This window comes from Bradyrhizobium japonicum USDA 6 (assembly GCF_000284375.1).
GTDB lineage: Bacteria > Pseudomonadota > Alphaproteobacteria > Rhizobiales > Xanthobacteraceae > Bradyrhizobium > Bradyrhizobium japonicum.
On the sequence record NC_017249.1, the window covers coordinates 1,796,590 to 1,812,303 of the forward strand.

Genomic DNA, 15,714 nt, shown 5'->3' on the forward strand with positions numbered 1-15,714 from the left:
CCGCCGGCTGTGACCATCTCTTTAGCCGCTCAGGGGCCCGACCGGCAAGTCGCAATACGGGCCCGTCTAGCGCGTTCTGAGCGGGTGCGCTGTCTGGTGCCAGGCCCAGGCAGTCCGGATCACCGTCTTTAGATCGGAATGGCGCGGCACGAAGTTCAGCACGTTTCGCGCGGCGGAGGCATCGGCGACCAGATAGGTGGGATCGCCGGCGCGACGCGGCTTCATGGTGTGCGGCACCTCGCGCCCGGTCTCCTGCCTGATGGCGTTCAGGATCTCGCGGACCGAAAAGCCGGAGCCGGTGCCCAGATTGAAGCTGCCGCCGGCATGTCCCGTTTCCAGGAGCTTCAGTGCTGCGACATGCGCCGCCGCGAGGTCGGTGACGTGGATGTAGTCGCGGATCGCGGTGCCGTCGGGCGTGTCGTAATCGTCGCCGAACACGGCGAAGTCGACATGGCCCTGCAGCGCCATCATGGCGCGCGGAATGAGATGCGTTTCGTTGTCACGCAACTCGCCGATGCCGCCGGCCGGGTCGGCGCCGCTGGCGTTGAAATAGCGCAGGCAGAACGCGCCGAAGCCGTAGGCTGCGCGATAATCGGCGAGCATGCGCTCGATCATCCATTTCGACGCGCCGTAGGGATTGATCGGCGCGCAGGGGAAGTCCTCCGGCAGCTCCTTGGAATCGGCGTTGCCGTAGACGGCGCCGGTCGAGGAGAACACGATGCGCTGGCAGCCCGCGTTGCGCATCGCCTGCAGCAGCGACAGCGTGCCCTGGACGTTGTTGATGTAGTATTTCTGCGGGTCGGTCATGGACTCGCCGACGAGGCTTGCCGCCGCGAAATGCATCACCGCCGTGACCTCATGGTCGGCGAAGGCGCGCGCCAGCGCGGCGCCGTCGAGCAGGTCGCCCGTCACCAGCGGACCGGCGACGAAGCTGCGATGGCCTGTCGAGAGATTGTCATAAACGACGGGCTGATAGCCGGCGGCAGACAGTGCGCGGCAGGCATGCGAGCCAATATAGCCCGCGCCCCCTGTGACGAGGACGGTCGGTCGGTCGGTCATGTCGTCTTCTACTCTTCTCTCAGCGATTGGAAGGCCGTTTGCGGCTGAAGAGAAGATAGAGCGCGCGAGGGTTGGTGGTCAAATAGCGCCAGAGCAGGCGGCGCGGCTCGAGCCATGTGCGCCAGGCCCATTCGAGTCCGATCTTCTGCATCCATTGCGGCGCGCGGGACCGGCTGCCCGATAAAAAGTTGAACAAGCCGCCGGATGTCTTGATAACGCCAACATTGGTCAGCAGCGGCGTGTATTCCTCGACGAATGCCTGCTCATTGGGCACGCCGAGCGCGACCCAGAGATAATCCGGGGCGAGCGCGTTGATCTCCTCGACTTTCGCGCGCAGGGCGTCGCCGCGGAAATATCCGTGGCTGTGCCCCACGATCTTGAGGTTCGGATACAGCCGCTGGACATTCGCGACCGCCGCGGCGTTCTCTTCCTCGCTGGCGCCGAACATGTAGAAGGTGCGGCCGACGGCTTCGGCCTTGCGCGCAACCACGTGGAACAAATCGGTGGTCGCGACGCGCTCCGGCAGCGGAAACCAGGATTGCAGCTTTGACGCCGCGACCAGCGGCTGGCCGTCGGCATTGATCAAATCGGCGGCGCGGAACAGGCGCTCGGTCTGCGGCTCGGTCGAGCAGCGCGCCAGCACCTCGCCATTGGCCGAGGTCAGGTACAGCGGACGGCCGATGCGATGTCTGGGATCGGTGGCCTCGATCATGAAGTCGGCGGTCGCTTCCAGGTCGAGCGCGGCCATGCGAAGGCCGCCGACGGTGATCCGCGGCACGTCGGCGGTTGCGGCCCGGCCGTCCAGATTGACGCGGCGCTCAAGCATATTGTCTGCCTCGCTGGCGCGCTTGAGTTGCGGGGGTGAGCTCGTCGAGCACGACGCCGACGAGCTTGCGCTCGGCGCGGCCGAGCGTGTTCAGGATTTCTTCCAGGCCGTCGTTGATGTCGAGGCTGGTCGGCAGCACCGCCACCAGCGCGTCGGCGTCGTCGAGCAGCTTGCGGCTGGCCGCACCAAGCGGCGTCATGGGGCCGTCGAGGATCACGAGATCGTAGCCGCCGGCGGCGCGCGCCTGCTCGATGGCCTTGCGCATGGCCTCAGTCGCCTTGCCGGCATCGCCGTCGGCGGCCGGCAGCACCGAGATGCCGTTGACCGTCTTGATCTCGCGCGCGGCCTTGCTGCCGATGGAGAGCCAGCCGAGCCGGCTCGGCTCGCTCTTGCCGGGGCGGCTCACCTTGTTCGAGAGCGAGTGTGCCTGATGGTCGGCATCGATCATCAGCACGCGGGCGCCGTCGCGCGCGGCCGCGAGCGCGAAATTCAGCGCGGTCACGCTGCGCCCGGTGGTCTCGCCCGCGCCGACGAGCGCGATGACCGGCATGGCCTTGCCGCCGGCACGCCGGGCCACGGCAGTGCGCATGTCGCGCCAGGTGTTGAGCAGCGTCGTCAGCGGAAAGCCGGGGCGCAGCGTCGGCCAGCCCAGCCGGGTCAGATCGACGCCGCCGCCGGTAGCGAGGATCGCGCCGAGCGTGTGAATGACGTCGGCCTCCTGGAGGCGCGCGATCAGCGGCTTTCCGATCAGCGTATTTTCGTCCATCTCAGGCTGCAGCGATGGCGCGGCCAGCTCCGGTAGAGATTGCGCAACCTCCGGAGCTCGCGGAGCCGGCTGCGGCTGGGCTATCTCCGGTGTCCGCGAAACCTCCGGCGCTCGCGGAGCCCGCGGTGCCGGCGTGCGTTCACGGCGCACCGGTGAGGGCGCTGCCGGCGCGGTCGCACCGGCGGACAGCAGCTCGGCCGCGACGAACCAGCTTGCGGCAGCGAGCGCGCCGAAGATGAAGCCGATCATGGCGAACATGCTCATCGCCGGCGGGAACGAGCGCCGCTGCGGCACGGTGGCTTCGCCGATGACGCGGGCCGCCGAGGTGTTCAGGGTCTCCTGCTCCTCGGTCTCGCGCGAGCGCTTGAGGAAGGACTGATAGACGTCGCGGCTGGCATCGGCCTCGCGTTCGAGCTCGCGCAGGCGCACGGCGGCCTGGCTGAGCTGGACGCTCTGCCGCTTCTGCGCTTCCAGCGCCCGGTTGAGCGAGGCTTCAAAGTCGCGGGCGCGCGTCAGATCGTTCTTGGCGGACTGCGCGAAGCGATCGATCTCTTCGTTGATGGTGCGCTTGAGATCCTCGACCTGCTTCTCGGTCTGGCGCAGCGCCGGATGCCGCGGGCCGAGCTCGCCGGCCTGCTCCGCATATTTCTTGCGGGCGTCGGCATATTGGGCGCGCAGGTTCGCGATGGTCGGCGATTGCAGCGCTTCCGAATTCGCGCCGGCATCGGCAGCGGTGCGCCGGCTCGCCTCGATCTGGTCGAGCCGCGCCTGTGCGTCCATGGTCGCCGCGCGGGCCGCGGAAAGCCGCTGGTTGCTGGCGGAGAGCTGCTGGTCGCTGATCAGCGCGTCCTGGGTGCCGACGAAATTGTTCTGGGCCTTGTAGGTGGCGAGCGCGGTCTCGGCGCTGCGCAGCCGCTCGCGTAGCTCCTTCAGGCGCCCGGAGAGATCGTTGGTGGCGCGTCGCGCGGCCGAAGCCTGCGAGTTGCGGGATTCGGCGAGGTAGGCGCTGGTCAGTGTGTTGGCGAGCATCGCCGCCTTCGCCGGATCGGTCGACCAGACCTCGATGTCGACGATGAAGCTCTTCTCGGTCTTGCGGACCGTGATGTGCCTGTTCAGCGCATCGAGCGCCGCGAGCTGCACTTCCTTCGTCTCCGCAGCGGAGGGCGCGCGGGGCTGAAGGCCGATCAGGCCGAGCAGCGACGACATCAGGCTCCTGGCATCACCGCCGCCGCCGAATTCGGGGTCCTTGTCTAGATTGGCCTGCTGGATCACCTGGAGCAGCACGCTGTTCGAGGTAATCAGGCGCGCCTGGCTCTCCACCACCATCGCCATGCCGGAGACGTCCTGCGCACGCGGCGTGAGCTCGCGATCGACGAGCTGAAGCTCGCGCGGGTCGACGTAGAGCTGGGCGGTGGCGGTGTAACGCGGCGTCACGCTCTTGCCCACGGTGACGGCAAGCGTCGCACCGAGGAGCGCGGCAGCGGCAATCGCGATCTTCCGCCGCCAGAGCAGATTGACGAGCTCCAGCACGTTGAAGCCGGCTTGAGACTTCTGCTGCGGGGCCTCCGGTCCGGCCCGATCTATCGGCTGGTTGTAGTCAAGCATAGTCCCCAGCTTTCATTCCAACGACCGCGGGCTGAGGGGTTACTCTTCGCTTCACGCCACGCACCCGGGATATAGGTGCCCAATCAACGCAACAGGGAAAATTAACCATACTCATTGAGGGACTATTCACCGAAATGGCAAACAAAGCGTTTAAGCGTATGCCGCTCTTCGACGCGTCGCGGTGACGCTGAGGTCCCCAAGGAATTAATGGTTCGTTACCGCGCGCAGCGAGGCCGCCAGGCTTCGCTCGTCCTGCGATGGACCGCGCGCGTGCCATGATTGTCAGCGCTTCCGCAGGATGACGTGGTAGTCACCGCGGCGAACGTCGATCCCGCCCGGCAGCACGGCGTTCATCACGGCGGCGGCGGTATCGACCAGAGCGGCGAACAGCGGCTTGCGCCGGCGCATCTCGGGATAGCGCGGACTCTCGACCTCGCGGCGGTAGATCATCTCGAGGCCGTTGGCCGCGGCGAATGCTTCGAGTCGCGGCAGCGTCACCAGCGGATGGAAGAAGGTCGGGAACGGCGGCTCTCCGGGCAGGCCGGCATCCTTGATGCCACGGATATTCCGGTAGAACCAGACGTGAAACCAGTGCGGCGAGTATTTGGTGACGACGCCCGACAACGAGCGTGGATTGGGCGCGCCGATCAGGATCATTCCGCCGGACTTGAGCGCGTCGCGGAAATTCAGGAGTGCGGCATCGACATGGGGCAGATGCTCGATCACGTTGTAGCAGATCACCAGATCGAAGGTTTCGCGTCCAAAGCTGTAAGTCTGCACGTCGCCGAGGATCGCCTCGTCCGCGTAAGTGTTGTTGCGGACCTGGTCTTCGTCGATGTCGACGACGGTGACCTTGCTGCGGTCGAGCAACTCCGGTGGCAGGACGCTGCACGAGCCACCGCCGGCCTCATAGGTGGCGAGCTGGCCCTGCGGCAGTTCGCGGCGCAGCACGTCGTGGACGGCGAGCAGGCTGTCGCGGGCTTCGCCGGGGATCAGATCGTGCAGCGCCTGGGTGCGTGCACTGGCCGCCGGGATTTGGATCGCCGTGGCTGTCGCGAAATCGATCGAGGCTGGCTTGTTCATTTTTTCTGACCGCGCTTGTTCGACTCAAATTTACAGGAAAAATCTCGCATGCCCGAAGAGCAAATCCGATGCCGCGCCGCTTCACCGGTCGCGGTGCTTACGGTCGGGTTAATGCGGGCAGGCGTTAACTACGGCATTGTCCATGTTGGGCTGTTGTCCGCGTGATGGACTGCGAATTGCACTATCACGTATGCAGGCACTTGCAGGAGAAACGCGCAAAAGCGGTTAAGCGTTTGGAGGGCGGGAGATCGGCGGCGTTGCGCCGTCGCGAGCCTCGGGCCCGCCGTTCATTTTGGGACTGATCTGCCCCGCGGCGATGTGCCGTCGCAGGACAGCGTCGATTCCTGCGCGATCGACGCAGGGCTTTTTCAATACATCTCGGACATCTAGGATGCCATGACACTGATCCCGACAGACCTTTCCGCCGGCCGGATCTCGGATGCCGTGCGCGATCCCAACCGGGAGATCGCGGCGAGCTCGCGCGTCATCGACCTGTCGGTCGGCATCGTCGTCTGCATTCCCTGCTTCCGTCGCCCGTACCATCTGCGGCTGACGCTGGACTCGCTGGCGAGCCAGCGCACTCCGCGCTCCTTCGCGGTGGTCATGGTCGAGAACGACGCGGTGGGGCGCGAAAGCACGCCGGTTGCCGCAGAGTATCTGGCCGATGGCCGGCTCCAGGGCGTTTGCCTGGTCGAGAAGCGGCAGGGCAATTGCCAGGCGATCAACGCCGCCTTCGAGACGGCGCAGGCGCTGTTTCCCGCCGCGACCCGCTTTCTGATGATCGACGACGACGAGATCGCTTCGCCCGACTGGCTCGAGCTGATGGTTCGCACTGCGGAGGCGACCGGCGCCGACGTGGTCGGCGGGCCGGTGCTGCCGGTCTTCGACGATGACAGCAAGCCCTGGCTGGCACGTCATCCCGCGTTCTGTCCCGCCTATGATTACAGCGGCGCGGTGCCGCTGATCTATGGCTGTGGCAACTGCCTGATCACGCGTGCGGCGTTCGAGCGGTTCCATCGTCCCGCCTTCGACCTGCGCTTCAACTTCCTCGGCGGCGGCGACTGCGATTTCTTCGTGCGGTGCCGCGATGCCGGCATGATCTTCCACTGGACGGCAGAGGCGGTCATCACCGAGACCGTGCCGCAAAGCCGCACCAGCCTCGGCTGGATCGCCAAACGCGGCCTGCGTATTGGCGCCATCAATTATCGCGTGCAGTACAAGGCCGCACGAAGCGCGCCCGCGCGGGCGCGAGTGTTCGCGCAGATGCTCGGACGGCTGCCGCTGTCGCTGGTGCGTTCCGCCCGTCTGCTCGCGACGTCGAAGGCCGTCGTCGCCATGCATCCCGCGCTGGTCGCGCTTGGCTCCATGCTCGCAGCGTTTGGCTTCGCACCGAAGCCTTATGAAGCGTCGAAAATCGTATCTTGACGCGGGTCAGATGCCCAAACAGGCGAGGGTGACCCTGACCGCGGCGCGCGGCAGCGCTTTGAGCGAGCGCCGGCCGACCATCCCGAGATAAGCCAAGGCGTCGCGATATCGGCCGAAGCGGACCGCCTGCATCGCCGAATAGGTAACGAGATGGACCTCGGCGGCCTGGCGCAGCCCGGCCGCCGTGCCCTCGGGCAGTCTCGCCAGGATCAGCCCATCGTCGAACACCCGCGCGATCGCGGGGAAGAAGTCCTTCGGCGTCCGCACGGCCGCATTCATGGTGTTGGCGGTGTGCAGGCGATAGTCGAGCAGGAGCTTTGGTGCGAACTCGAACTCGCCGATAGCGGCGAGGCGGCACCAGCAATGCCAGTCCTCGCAATATCTGAGGGACGTGTCGAAGCCGCCGATGGCGCGGAAGGCCTCCGCACGTGCGAGCGCGATGCCGCCATTGACGATGAAATTGCCGGCCGCGAGCCGCGCTAGCACGTCGCCGGACGGTTTGCGGCGTCCCTTCAGTAGGCCCCGTCGGCCGATCTGCCGTCCCTCGCTGTCGATCGTGTTGTAGTCGCCGTAGACGAGAACCGCGCGCGGAGCGGCGCGGGCCGCTGCCAGCAGCGCCGCCACCGCGCCGGGGCGCAGGCGGTCGTCGGCATCGAGGAAGAGCAGCCATTCGCCGCTCGCATATCGTGCGCCGAGATTGCGCGCGGCGGATACGCCGGCGGAGTCGTTGGTCATCAGGCGCAGCCGCGGATCACGAATGGCGCGGACGATGGCCGTGGTGGCGTCGCTCGAGCCGTCGTCGACGACGATCACTTCGGTGATCTCGCCTTGCGCCAGTGCGCTGGCGAGGGTTTCGCCGATATAGGCTGCAACGTTCTTGGCGGGAATGACGACGGACACCGATGTGGTCGAGCCGGCCGGCAGCGGGAGACGCGGCGCCGGAACGACGCGCGAGGTCGCCGGTAAATCGAGAACATCTTCGGCGGTGATCAGAGCCACGGCTCGCCTTTTAGGGATCTGTTAACCAGGGCGCATCTGCCGACTGGCATTGCGATCAATCGCACCATTGGCCCGCCGCGAATGATACTCGCATTACGACCAAATCGTTGTCGCGAAGGCCTGCGTGCCGCTGGTTTCGTCAATTAGCGTTAAGCCGCGGGCATTAAGCCTGTCGCAAATTTGGAAGAGTGCGACAGCCAGTCCCATGCGAGAATGCAGACCTGTTTGCCGCGGATGGATCTAGTGCCCGCAAAGACGTTCGAACACGACCCCGATGCCATCGTCCTCAACCTCTTCTACGAGGACAAGGACGATCGCTGGTTTCCCGGCGACCGGCATCTGCGGCGCATGGCGCGCCGGATGCTGCTCGGCGAGCCGCGCATGAGCGGGCAGCTTCGCGTGTTCCTCAATCTCTGCGCAGGGCTCGACCGGCTCGGCATCCGCTACCGCGTCAACGACTACGGCTACATCGCGCAGCATCCCGACGAGCTTGCCTGCATCATCGGCCGCACCTTCCTGCTCGACAAGTTCGCGTGGAAGAATCCGATCCTGCTCGGCGTCGCCGCCCACAATCATCCGCTGGACGACCCTGATCTGTTCAAGCGGCTGCCGGTGAAGAAGGTCGTGGTGCCCGGCCCTTGGTATGTCGACATGTACCGGCCGTACTGGCCCGACACCGAGGCCTGGCCGATCGGCATCGACACGGATCTCTGGGCACCGTCGCCGCCGTCGCAAAAGACCGTCGACGTCCTGATCTACGACAAGGTCCATTGGGACCGAGAGCGCTATGCGCCGGAGCTGATCGAGCCGGTCCGCGCCCGCCTGCTCAAGGAGGGCCGCTCGTTCACGGAATTGCGCTACGGCAGCTACAAGGAAGAAGACTATCAGGCCGCGCTGGCGCGCTCGCGCGCGATGATCTTCCTGTGCCAGAACGAGAGCCAGGGCATCGCCTATCAGCAGGCTCTGTCTTGCGGCGTGCCGGTGTTCGCTTGGGATCCCGGCGGCCCGTGGCGCGACCCGGATTATTATCCCCACCGCGTCCAGTTCGCGCCGGTGTCGTCGGTGCCGTATTGGGATGACCGCTGCGGTGCCAAGTTCATCGACATCGCGGGGTTCGAGGCGGGCTGGGACAGTTTCTGGGCCGGGTGCACCGCTGATGCGTTCGATCCGCGCGGCTTCGTGCTCGACAATCTCACGCTGGAGCAGCGCGCGCTGCAATATTACGAGATCGCGCGCAGCATCGTGCGCCCGCAGGCGGCAACGCAGGCCTCGGGCCTATTGGTTGACGGATGCTTAACAAGGATGGGCTAGACCAAAGCTTCCCCGGCTTCACCACCTGCCTTGAGCCATGGATCGAAGCATGGATCGACGCATGGATCGCAGCGCCGCTGACATGACCGACGTCGAGACCCGAACGCTGGGCCACATGCTGCACGATGGGCTCGCGGGGCTGAATGCCGCGCAGGCGGCGCGCTGCCTCGTCGCGGTTGCGGCGCTGCTGCTGGTGCTGATCACGCTCGATCCGTTTCCTGACCTTCGCAACGAGGATGTGACCACGGTCGTCGGCGGGCGCATGGCGCTCACCTATATCTCCTGGGGTCTGCTGGCTGCGGTCGCGATGTTGTTCGTCGCCGCCACCGATGCGCCTGCGCTGAAGAGCCTGGTGACGCCGCTGCATCTTTGTCTCGTCGGCTGGCTGTTGATCAACATCGTCTTCTCCGAGAGCCGCGGCGTTTCGATCCAGCGCTTCGTGCTGGCGGTCAGCGTGACGTCGCTCGCAGTGCTGTTGCCATTGCTGCCGCCGACACAGCGGACCTTCAACCTGTGCCTTGGCGGCGCCGCGCTCGTGCTGCTGGTGCTGTGCTATCTCGGCGTCTTCCTCGCGCCGCAATATTCGATGCACACCGCCCTCGACCTCACCGAGCCGCAGCTTGCCGGCGACTGGCGCGGCAGCTTCGGCCACAAGAACATCGCTTCGCCGGTGATGACCATCCTGGTCTATGTCGGAATTTACCTGTCCGCCGTCGGCTCGTTTGTGATGGGACCGGCGATCGCGGCGCTGGCCGGCATCTTCCTGATCTTCACCGGCGGCAAGACGTCGACGGTGCTGTGCCTTGCGATCTACGCGCTCGCCTCGCTGGTCTATGTCACGCCAGGCCTGTGGCTGAAGCGGGTCATCTGCTTCGTGCCGCTGATCGTGATGAACCTGCTGACGGTCGGCAGCGTCCTGAGCCCGGCGCTCGGGGCGCTGACGCGGCTGCTTCCGCTCGATCCCACCTTCACCGGCCGTTCCGCCATCTGGGAGTTCGCGCTCGCGGCCGTCGCCGAGAAGCCGATCATCGGTCATGGCTATGCGGCGTTCTGGGACGACGTGACCGCGCGGCAGACCGCTCAGGGATCCGAATGGGCGACGTCCGCCGCGCATAGCCACAACAGCTATCTCGACCTCGCGGTCACCATCGGCCTGCCGGGGCTATTGCTGGTGATTCTCGTCTTCGTGCTCGCACCGCTTGGCAATTTCCAGTCGGCCCAGGCTCACAACCGTAGCCGCGCGCTGGCAAAACTGTTCCTCACCGTGTGGCTGTTCGGCTTGTATTACGGGGCCACCGAGACCTTCCTGCTCGAACGGCAGAACCCGATCTGGTTCATGTTCGCGCTTGCAGTGGCTGGCCTGCATTTCCTCGCCAGGTTCCAATGCGTCGAACAGACGGAACCGGAGCGCTGACAGCTTGTCGCAGCCGGAGCGATAGTGATGTTGGCTTAACGATAAGCCGCTACGTCACTTGTGGTCTGCGACAAACATAATCTATCTGGAAACATTCAGTAATCGCATGTCCCGCGGATGACGTTTCTCAGCGTCGAGCAATCAGATGGTCTTGTGTCCAGCACGTCGGGAATCGCTGTCGATTTCGTGCGTGACTGGCGGCAGGCCGCATCGCGCCTGAGCGCGGGGCATCGCACCGCATTCCAGCACGGTTACTGGCTCGGCGCATGGTACGAGGCGTTCCACGACTCTGCACCGCTGATCGCGTTGATCTCCGATGCCGCGACCGGCAAGGACATCGCGGTGGTGCCGATGATCAGCCACATCAGGCGCGGCATCCGCATCGTCGAATTCGCCGATCTCGGCGTCTCCGACAACAACGCGCCGATCCTGGCGCTCGATGCCGCGTTGGACGCGGCGGCGACCGATGCGATCGGCAGGGCGCTGGTCGATGCGGTGCGCGCGTTGCCCGACCGCTTCGATCTGCTGCGGCTGAAGAAGATGCCGGCCCATGTCGGCGGCAAGCCGAACCCGCTGGTGTCGCTCGGACGGATCGGATCCTGCTCGCTCAACGGCAATCTCGTGCTGACGGGCGACGACTATGAGGCCTATCGGGCCTCGATCAAGCGCATGCAGATGCCGCGCTGCTGGCGGGTCTTCAGCCGTCATGCCGGCGCGCGGCTCGAGATCGCCACGGACGTCGCGCGTGCGCGCGAGCTGCTGGACGTGATGGATGTCCAGCAGCAGGTGCGCATGCGAAAGCTCGGCTCGCGCTTCGTCCTCAACGACGACGCTCATGCCCGATTCTATCGCGAGGTCGCCCGCCAGGGTATCGCGGAAGGCTATGGCGTCATCTCGGCGCTGGTCTGCGACGAGGCCGTCGTCGCGACCACGTTCGGCGTCAGGTCTGGTGCGAGCTATTTCCTCCTGCGCATCAGCCACGCCGGCGATTCATGGTCGAACTGCTCGCCGGGGCTGCTCGTCACCGAGCGGACCATGGCGGCGCTGCATGCAGAGGGCGTGCGCCGTTTCGATCTCAGCATCGGCAACCAGGACTACAAGCGCCGCTTCGGCGCTGCGAAGGTCGCATTGACCGACGTCAGCATCGCACTGTCCTGGCGCGGCGCTCCCTATGCATGGCGCGACCATGCCGCGCAGAACCTGCGTCGCTATCCCAGGCTCGCCGCCGTCGTCAGCCGGGCGATACGCAAGACGCGGTGACGGAGGCCGTCCGTACCGGCGTCATCTCGAAAGGCCGGCACTGAAGGTGTCCAGCAGCGCGCGACCCTGCGGCCAGTCGCCGAGCCCGCTCGACGCATTGATGTGGCCAAGGGCGCCCAGCACGATCAGACCGGACTTCCAGGCACGCGCTCGCTGCTGTGTCTTATCGAGCCCGCCAAAGGGATCGTCGGTGCTGGCGATGATGAGCGAGGGGAAGCGCAGCGTGCGGTCCGGCACCGGCTTGAACGCAGCCGCCTCGGCGGGAAAATTGGCGCCATCGGGATCGGGCACCGCGACCAGAAAAGCACCCGCGATCGTGGATGGGAAGCGCGTGGCCCAGTGCGCCACCAGCAGGCAAGCGAGGCTGTGTGCGACCAGCACCGGCGGCTTCGCGCAGCGCCCGACCGCCTGCTCCAGGGATTGCTCCCAATCGGCGAGCTCCGGCCGGTCCCAGCTCGCCGGCTGAAACCGCGTGAAACGTGTATCGTTGCGCTCCCAGAGTGTCTGCCAATGAGTTTCTGCGGAGCCGCCGAGGCCGGGCAAGGTGATGATGTCGTGCATGATCGTCCCGTGATATCTGAGATGAACGTGCAGTGTGGCCGGTCTTGGTGCTGCGTCACATGGCAAGTGATCGGCAAAAGAGATCATCTGCCGATGATCTCAAGGTGGAATGGAGAATTGTCTTGGATCGCTTCGGAAGCATTGACACCAAGGATCTGAAGATCCTGGAGGCATTGCAGGCCAATGCGCGCGTGCCGCTGTCCGAGCTCGGCCGTTCCGTCGGGCTGTCTCAGCCGGCCATCTCCGAGCGCGTGAAGCGGCTCGAGGAAGCCGGGATTATCGAAGGCTACGGCGCCCGCATCAATCCGCGCGCGCTAGGGCTCGGCCTGATGGCGCTGGTCCGCCTGCGCACCTCGCATGAGCACATCAAGACCTGCCTCAAACGGTTCAGCGAGATTCCGCACATCGTCGAAGTCCATCGCGTGACCGGCGATGATTGCTTCGTGCTCAAGGTGCTGGTTCCCGCGCCGGAAGATCTGGAGACGATCGTGGATCGTATCGCCGGCTTCGGCGCTGTGACGACCTCGCTCGTGCTGCGGAGCGAGCCGGCGCGACCGATCGGTAAAGACCTCATCAGGAAGAAGACCGAACGCGGTTGAGGCGTGGCCCGCGCGATCGACACGTCACCAGGCTGTCACAAAATCTTCGATTGCGCCGAGCTTCGATGATCGCGCGCGTTGTGCTATCGTCGCCCTCACTTTCCGGAGGCGGCATGGAAGATCGTTCGGCAAAATATCGCGCATTCTATGCGCAGTTGATCTGCGCTGCGGCCAAGACGACGGATCCCCGTATCGAGCAGGCCTTTCGCACGGTCAGGCGCGAACCCTTCGCCGGACCCGGACCGTGGTCGATCTCCGTCGGTGGCCATCCCTATGTCGTGACGCCCGACGACGATCCCGCCTTCCTCTATCAGAACACGCTTCTGGCGCTGGAGCCGGCGCGCGGCCTCAATATCGGGATGCCCGGCGCGCACGCCTATTGGCTCAGCGGCTGCGGCGTGAAGGAAGGCGAGACGGTCATCCAGATCGGTGCCGGCAGCGGCTACTACACGGCCATTCTCGCCGAGCTCACGGGACCTTCGGGCCGTGTCCATGCCTATGAGATCGACGAACGCCTGGCGGCACTCGCGCGCGAAAATCTGAAGGACATCCCGCATGTCGAGCTGGAAGATCGCTCGGGCATCGCGTCCGATTTACCGGCCGCGAATGTGATCTATGTCTGTGCGGGCGCGGCACAGCCGGCCACGCAATGGCTCGATGCGCTGCGGCCCCGCGGCCGGCTGGTGTTCCCGTTGGCGCCGGAGGGCATGCTCGGTGGCATGTTGATGATCACGCGCCCGGAGGAGGGCGCGGTCTGGCCGGCGAAATTCCTGAGTCGAGCCCAATTCATCGGCTGCGCGGGACTGCAGGACGCGGATGCCGGCCGGCGATTGTCCGAGACCTTCGCCAAAGGATGGGAGAGCGTGCAGTCGCTGCGCAGAGGCGGCGCTGCGGACGAGACGTGCTGGTTTGCCGGTGAGGGCTGGTGGCTTTCGACCGCTGCGGCGCTCGTCCCGACGGTTCCAATCAAGCCCCACGCCGACCTCACGCAGGCGTGACGGATCGCCCACGCCTTACGATTTCGTGCACCCGGCGCATTGCAGCCGGCCGCGTGAGGCGCGGAACAGGCTGCGGCAATACCAGCGCCGCGCCAACGCCTGCGCAGGCCTGCGGATCATCTGTGCGATCAACAAAAGTTCGAAAGCCATTGGTATCGCTTTTGGTCAAATATCCCGACCACGTAGATGGGGCGGCATTCCCGAATGAGAACGCCGCCCCCGTCGCATCAGCCATGCAGTCGTTCGCCAAGCCTGACTGCGAGGCTCAGCCATGAAGTTCAGCCGTGAAGTTCAGCGGTGAAGTTTCTTGGCGGTCTCCGCGATCTGGCGGCCCTGATAGCGCGCGCCGGCGAGCTCGTTGGCGCTGGGCTGGCGGCTGCCGTCGCCGCCGGTGATCGTGGTGGCGCCGTAGGGGGCGCCGCCGGTGACTTCGTCGAGCTTCATCTGGCCGGCAAAGCCGTAATTCATGCCGACGACGACCATGCCGAAATGCAGCAAATTGGTGATGATCGAGAACAGCGTCGTCTCCTGGCCGCCATGCTGGGTCGCGCTCGCGGTGAAGGCGCCGCCGACCTTGCCGTGCAGCGCGCCCTTGGCCCAGAGCCCGCCGGCCTGGTCGAGGAAGTTCGCCATCTGCGAGGCCATGCGGCCGAAACGGGTGCCGGTGCCGACGATGATCGCATCGTAATTGGCGAGATCCTCGATCTTGGCGACGGGCGCGGCCTGATCGACCTTGTAATAGGACGCCTTCGCGACTTCGGCCGGCACCAGCTCGGGCACGCGCTTGATGTCGACGGTGGCGCCGGCCTCGCGCGCGCCTTCGGCGACGGCATTGGCCATCGCTTCGATATGGCCATAGGCGGAATAATAGAGGACGAGAACTTTGGTCAAGGTGGTCTCCGTTGAGTGATGGGTGAGTTTTGTTGAGTGATGGGGTGGGCTCATCGGCTTGTTTGTCATTGCCGTGCTTGACCCGGCAATCCATCTCTTCAAGGACTCTCACGAAGGTGATGGATGCCCGGCGAAGGACTCTCGCGAAGGTGATGGATGCCCGGCTCAAGGCCGGGCATGACGATTTCGTGAGGAGTTGGAGCTTACGCCGCGTCGACCAGCACGAGCTCGGAGTCTTCCAGCGCCGTGATCTTCACGCGGTCCTCGTCCCGGATCGCGACACCGTCGCGGGCATTGACGCGCACGCCGTTGACTTCCACTGAACCTGCCGCCGGCACCAGGTAAACGTGACGCGACTTTTGCGGCTCGTACTCGGCGCTCTCGCCGGCCTTCAGCGTGGTCGCGAGCACCCGCGCATCGGCGCGGATTGGCAGCGCGTCCTTGTCGGCCTCGAACCCGCTCGCGATGGTGACGAGCTGGCCCGAGCGGTTCGCTTTCGGAAACGGCTTCGAACCCCAGGTCGGCTGGCCGCCACGTGCGGTCGGCTCGATCCAGATCTGGAAGATGCGCGTGTCGGTCGGCTCGAGATTGTATTCGGAGTGGCGGATGCCGCTGCCGGCGCTCATCACCTGCACGTCGCCCGCTTCAGTGCGGCCCTCGTTGCCGAGGCTGTCCTGATGGGTGATCGCGCCCTCGCGCACATAGGTGATGATTTCCATGTTGGCGTGAGGATGGGCGGGAAAGCCGGTGTTCGGCGCGATCTCGTCGTCGTTCCACACCCGCAAGGCGCCGTGACCCATGTTGTTTGGATCGTAGTGGCCAGCGAAGGAGAAATGGTGCTTGGCCTTGAGCCAGCCGTGATCGGCGCCGCCGAGCTTTGCGAAAGGTCTGAGTTCGATCATCTGCGTAATTCCTTT

The 15,714-nt window shown here is 65.4% G+C and carries 14 protein-coding genes; 6 read left to right on the plus strand and 8 right to left on the minus strand.

All coding sequences use genetic code 11. From position 1 onward, the window contains the following. Positions 1-66: 66 nt before the first annotated feature. From galE to BJ6T_RS08365, 4 genes are all read right to left on the minus strand, one after another. Positions 67-1,059 carry a UDP-glucose 4-epimerase GalE gene (gene galE / locus BJ6T_RS08350; protein WP_014491870.1) on the minus strand — a complete coding sequence of 331 codons (993 nt, stop codon included), beginning with the start codon at positions 1,057-1,059 and terminating at the stop codon, positions 67-69. 19 nt (positions 1,060-1,078) lie between these two features. Further along, entirely contained in the window at positions 1,079-1,885 is an 807-nt protein-coding gene (locus BJ6T_RS08355; protein WP_014491871.1) for a WecB/TagA/CpsF family glycosyltransferase, read from the minus strand. Next, a complete protein-coding gene (locus BJ6T_RS08360) occupies positions 1,878-4,256 on the minus strand; it encodes an exopolysaccharide transport family protein (RefSeq protein ID WP_014491872.1) in 2,379 nt (792 codons plus the stop codon). Before BJ6T_RS08360 ends, BJ6T_RS08355 begins: the two co-directional genes overlap by 8 nt. A gap of 282 nt (positions 4,257-4,538) precedes the next feature. Then, positions 4,539-5,339 carry a class I SAM-dependent methyltransferase gene (locus BJ6T_RS08365; protein WP_014491873.1) on the minus strand — a complete coding sequence of 267 codons (801 nt, stop codon included), beginning with the start codon at positions 5,337-5,339 and terminating at the stop codon, positions 4,539-4,541. Between the two features lie 396 nt (positions 5,340-5,735). Between BJ6T_RS08365 and BJ6T_RS08370 the strand changes: the two genes are divergently transcribed. Then, positions 5,736-6,764 carry a glycosyltransferase family 2 protein gene (locus tag BJ6T_RS08370; RefSeq protein ID WP_014491874.1) on the plus strand — a complete coding sequence of 343 codons (1,029 nt, stop codon included), beginning with the start codon at positions 5,736-5,738 and terminating at the stop codon, positions 6,762-6,764. Between the two features lie 6 nt (positions 6,765-6,770). Here BJ6T_RS08370 and BJ6T_RS08375 read toward each other — a convergent pair whose 3' ends face one another. Continuing rightward, a complete protein-coding gene (locus BJ6T_RS08375; protein ID WP_028169931.1) occupies positions 6,771-7,757 on the minus strand; it encodes a glycosyltransferase in 987 nt (328 codons plus the stop codon). A 249-nt stretch (positions 7,758-8,006) separates the two neighbouring features. Here BJ6T_RS08375 and BJ6T_RS08380 point away from each other — a divergent pair, with 249 nt between their 5' ends. The 3 genes from BJ6T_RS08380 to BJ6T_RS47005 all read left to right on the plus strand — a co-directional run bounded on the left by BJ6T_RS08380 (position 8,007) and on the right by BJ6T_RS47005 (position 11,748). Next, positions 8,007-9,074, plus strand: coding sequence for a glycosyltransferase (locus BJ6T_RS08380; protein ID WP_014491876.1), 1,068 nt, complete (start codon positions 8,007-8,009; stop codon positions 9,072-9,074). Positions 9,075-9,135: 61 nt separating this feature from the next. Then, a complete protein-coding gene (locus BJ6T_RS08385) occupies positions 9,136-10,488 on the plus strand; it encodes an O-antigen ligase family protein (protein ID WP_014491877.1) in 1,353 nt (450 codons plus the stop codon). 117 nt (positions 10,489-10,605) lie between these two features. Beyond that, positions 10,606-11,748 carry a GNAT family N-acetyltransferase gene (locus BJ6T_RS47005; RefSeq protein ID WP_014491878.1) on the plus strand — a complete coding sequence of 381 codons (1,143 nt, stop codon included), beginning with the start codon at positions 10,606-10,608 and terminating at the stop codon, positions 11,746-11,748. A gap of 21 nt (positions 11,749-11,769) precedes the next feature. On the opposite strand, the gene BJ6T_RS08395 is transcribed toward BJ6T_RS47005, so the two are convergent. Continuing rightward, positions 11,770-12,309 carry an RBBP9/YdeN family alpha/beta hydrolase gene (locus BJ6T_RS08395; protein WP_014491879.1) on the minus strand — a complete coding sequence of 180 codons (540 nt, stop codon included), beginning with the start codon at positions 12,307-12,309 and terminating at the stop codon, positions 11,770-11,772. 122 nt (positions 12,310-12,431) lie between these two features. Between BJ6T_RS08395 and BJ6T_RS08400 the strand changes: the two genes are divergently transcribed. Continuing rightward, a complete protein-coding gene (locus tag BJ6T_RS08400) occupies positions 12,432-12,908 on the plus strand; it encodes an Lrp/AsnC family transcriptional regulator (protein ID WP_014491880.1) in 477 nt (158 codons plus the stop codon). 113 nt (positions 12,909-13,021) lie between these two features. Next, positions 13,022-13,906 carry a protein-L-isoaspartate O-methyltransferase family protein gene (locus tag BJ6T_RS08405; RefSeq protein ID WP_014491881.1) on the plus strand — a complete coding sequence of 295 codons (885 nt, stop codon included), beginning with the start codon at positions 13,022-13,024 and terminating at the stop codon, positions 13,904-13,906. Between the two features lie 291 nt (positions 13,907-14,197). On the opposite strand, the gene wrbA is transcribed toward BJ6T_RS08405, so the two are convergent. Next, positions 14,198-14,797, minus strand: coding sequence for an NAD(P)H:quinone oxidoreductase (gene wrbA, locus BJ6T_RS08410; protein ID WP_014491882.1), 600 nt, complete (start codon positions 14,795-14,797; stop codon positions 14,198-14,200). A gap of 203 nt (positions 14,798-15,000) precedes the next feature. Further along, positions 15,001-15,699: a pirin family protein gene (locus tag BJ6T_RS08415; protein ID WP_014491883.1), complete on the minus strand. Its 699-nt coding sequence runs from the start codon at positions 15,697-15,699 to the stop codon at positions 15,001-15,003. Positions 15,700-15,714 lie beyond the last annotated feature (15 nt).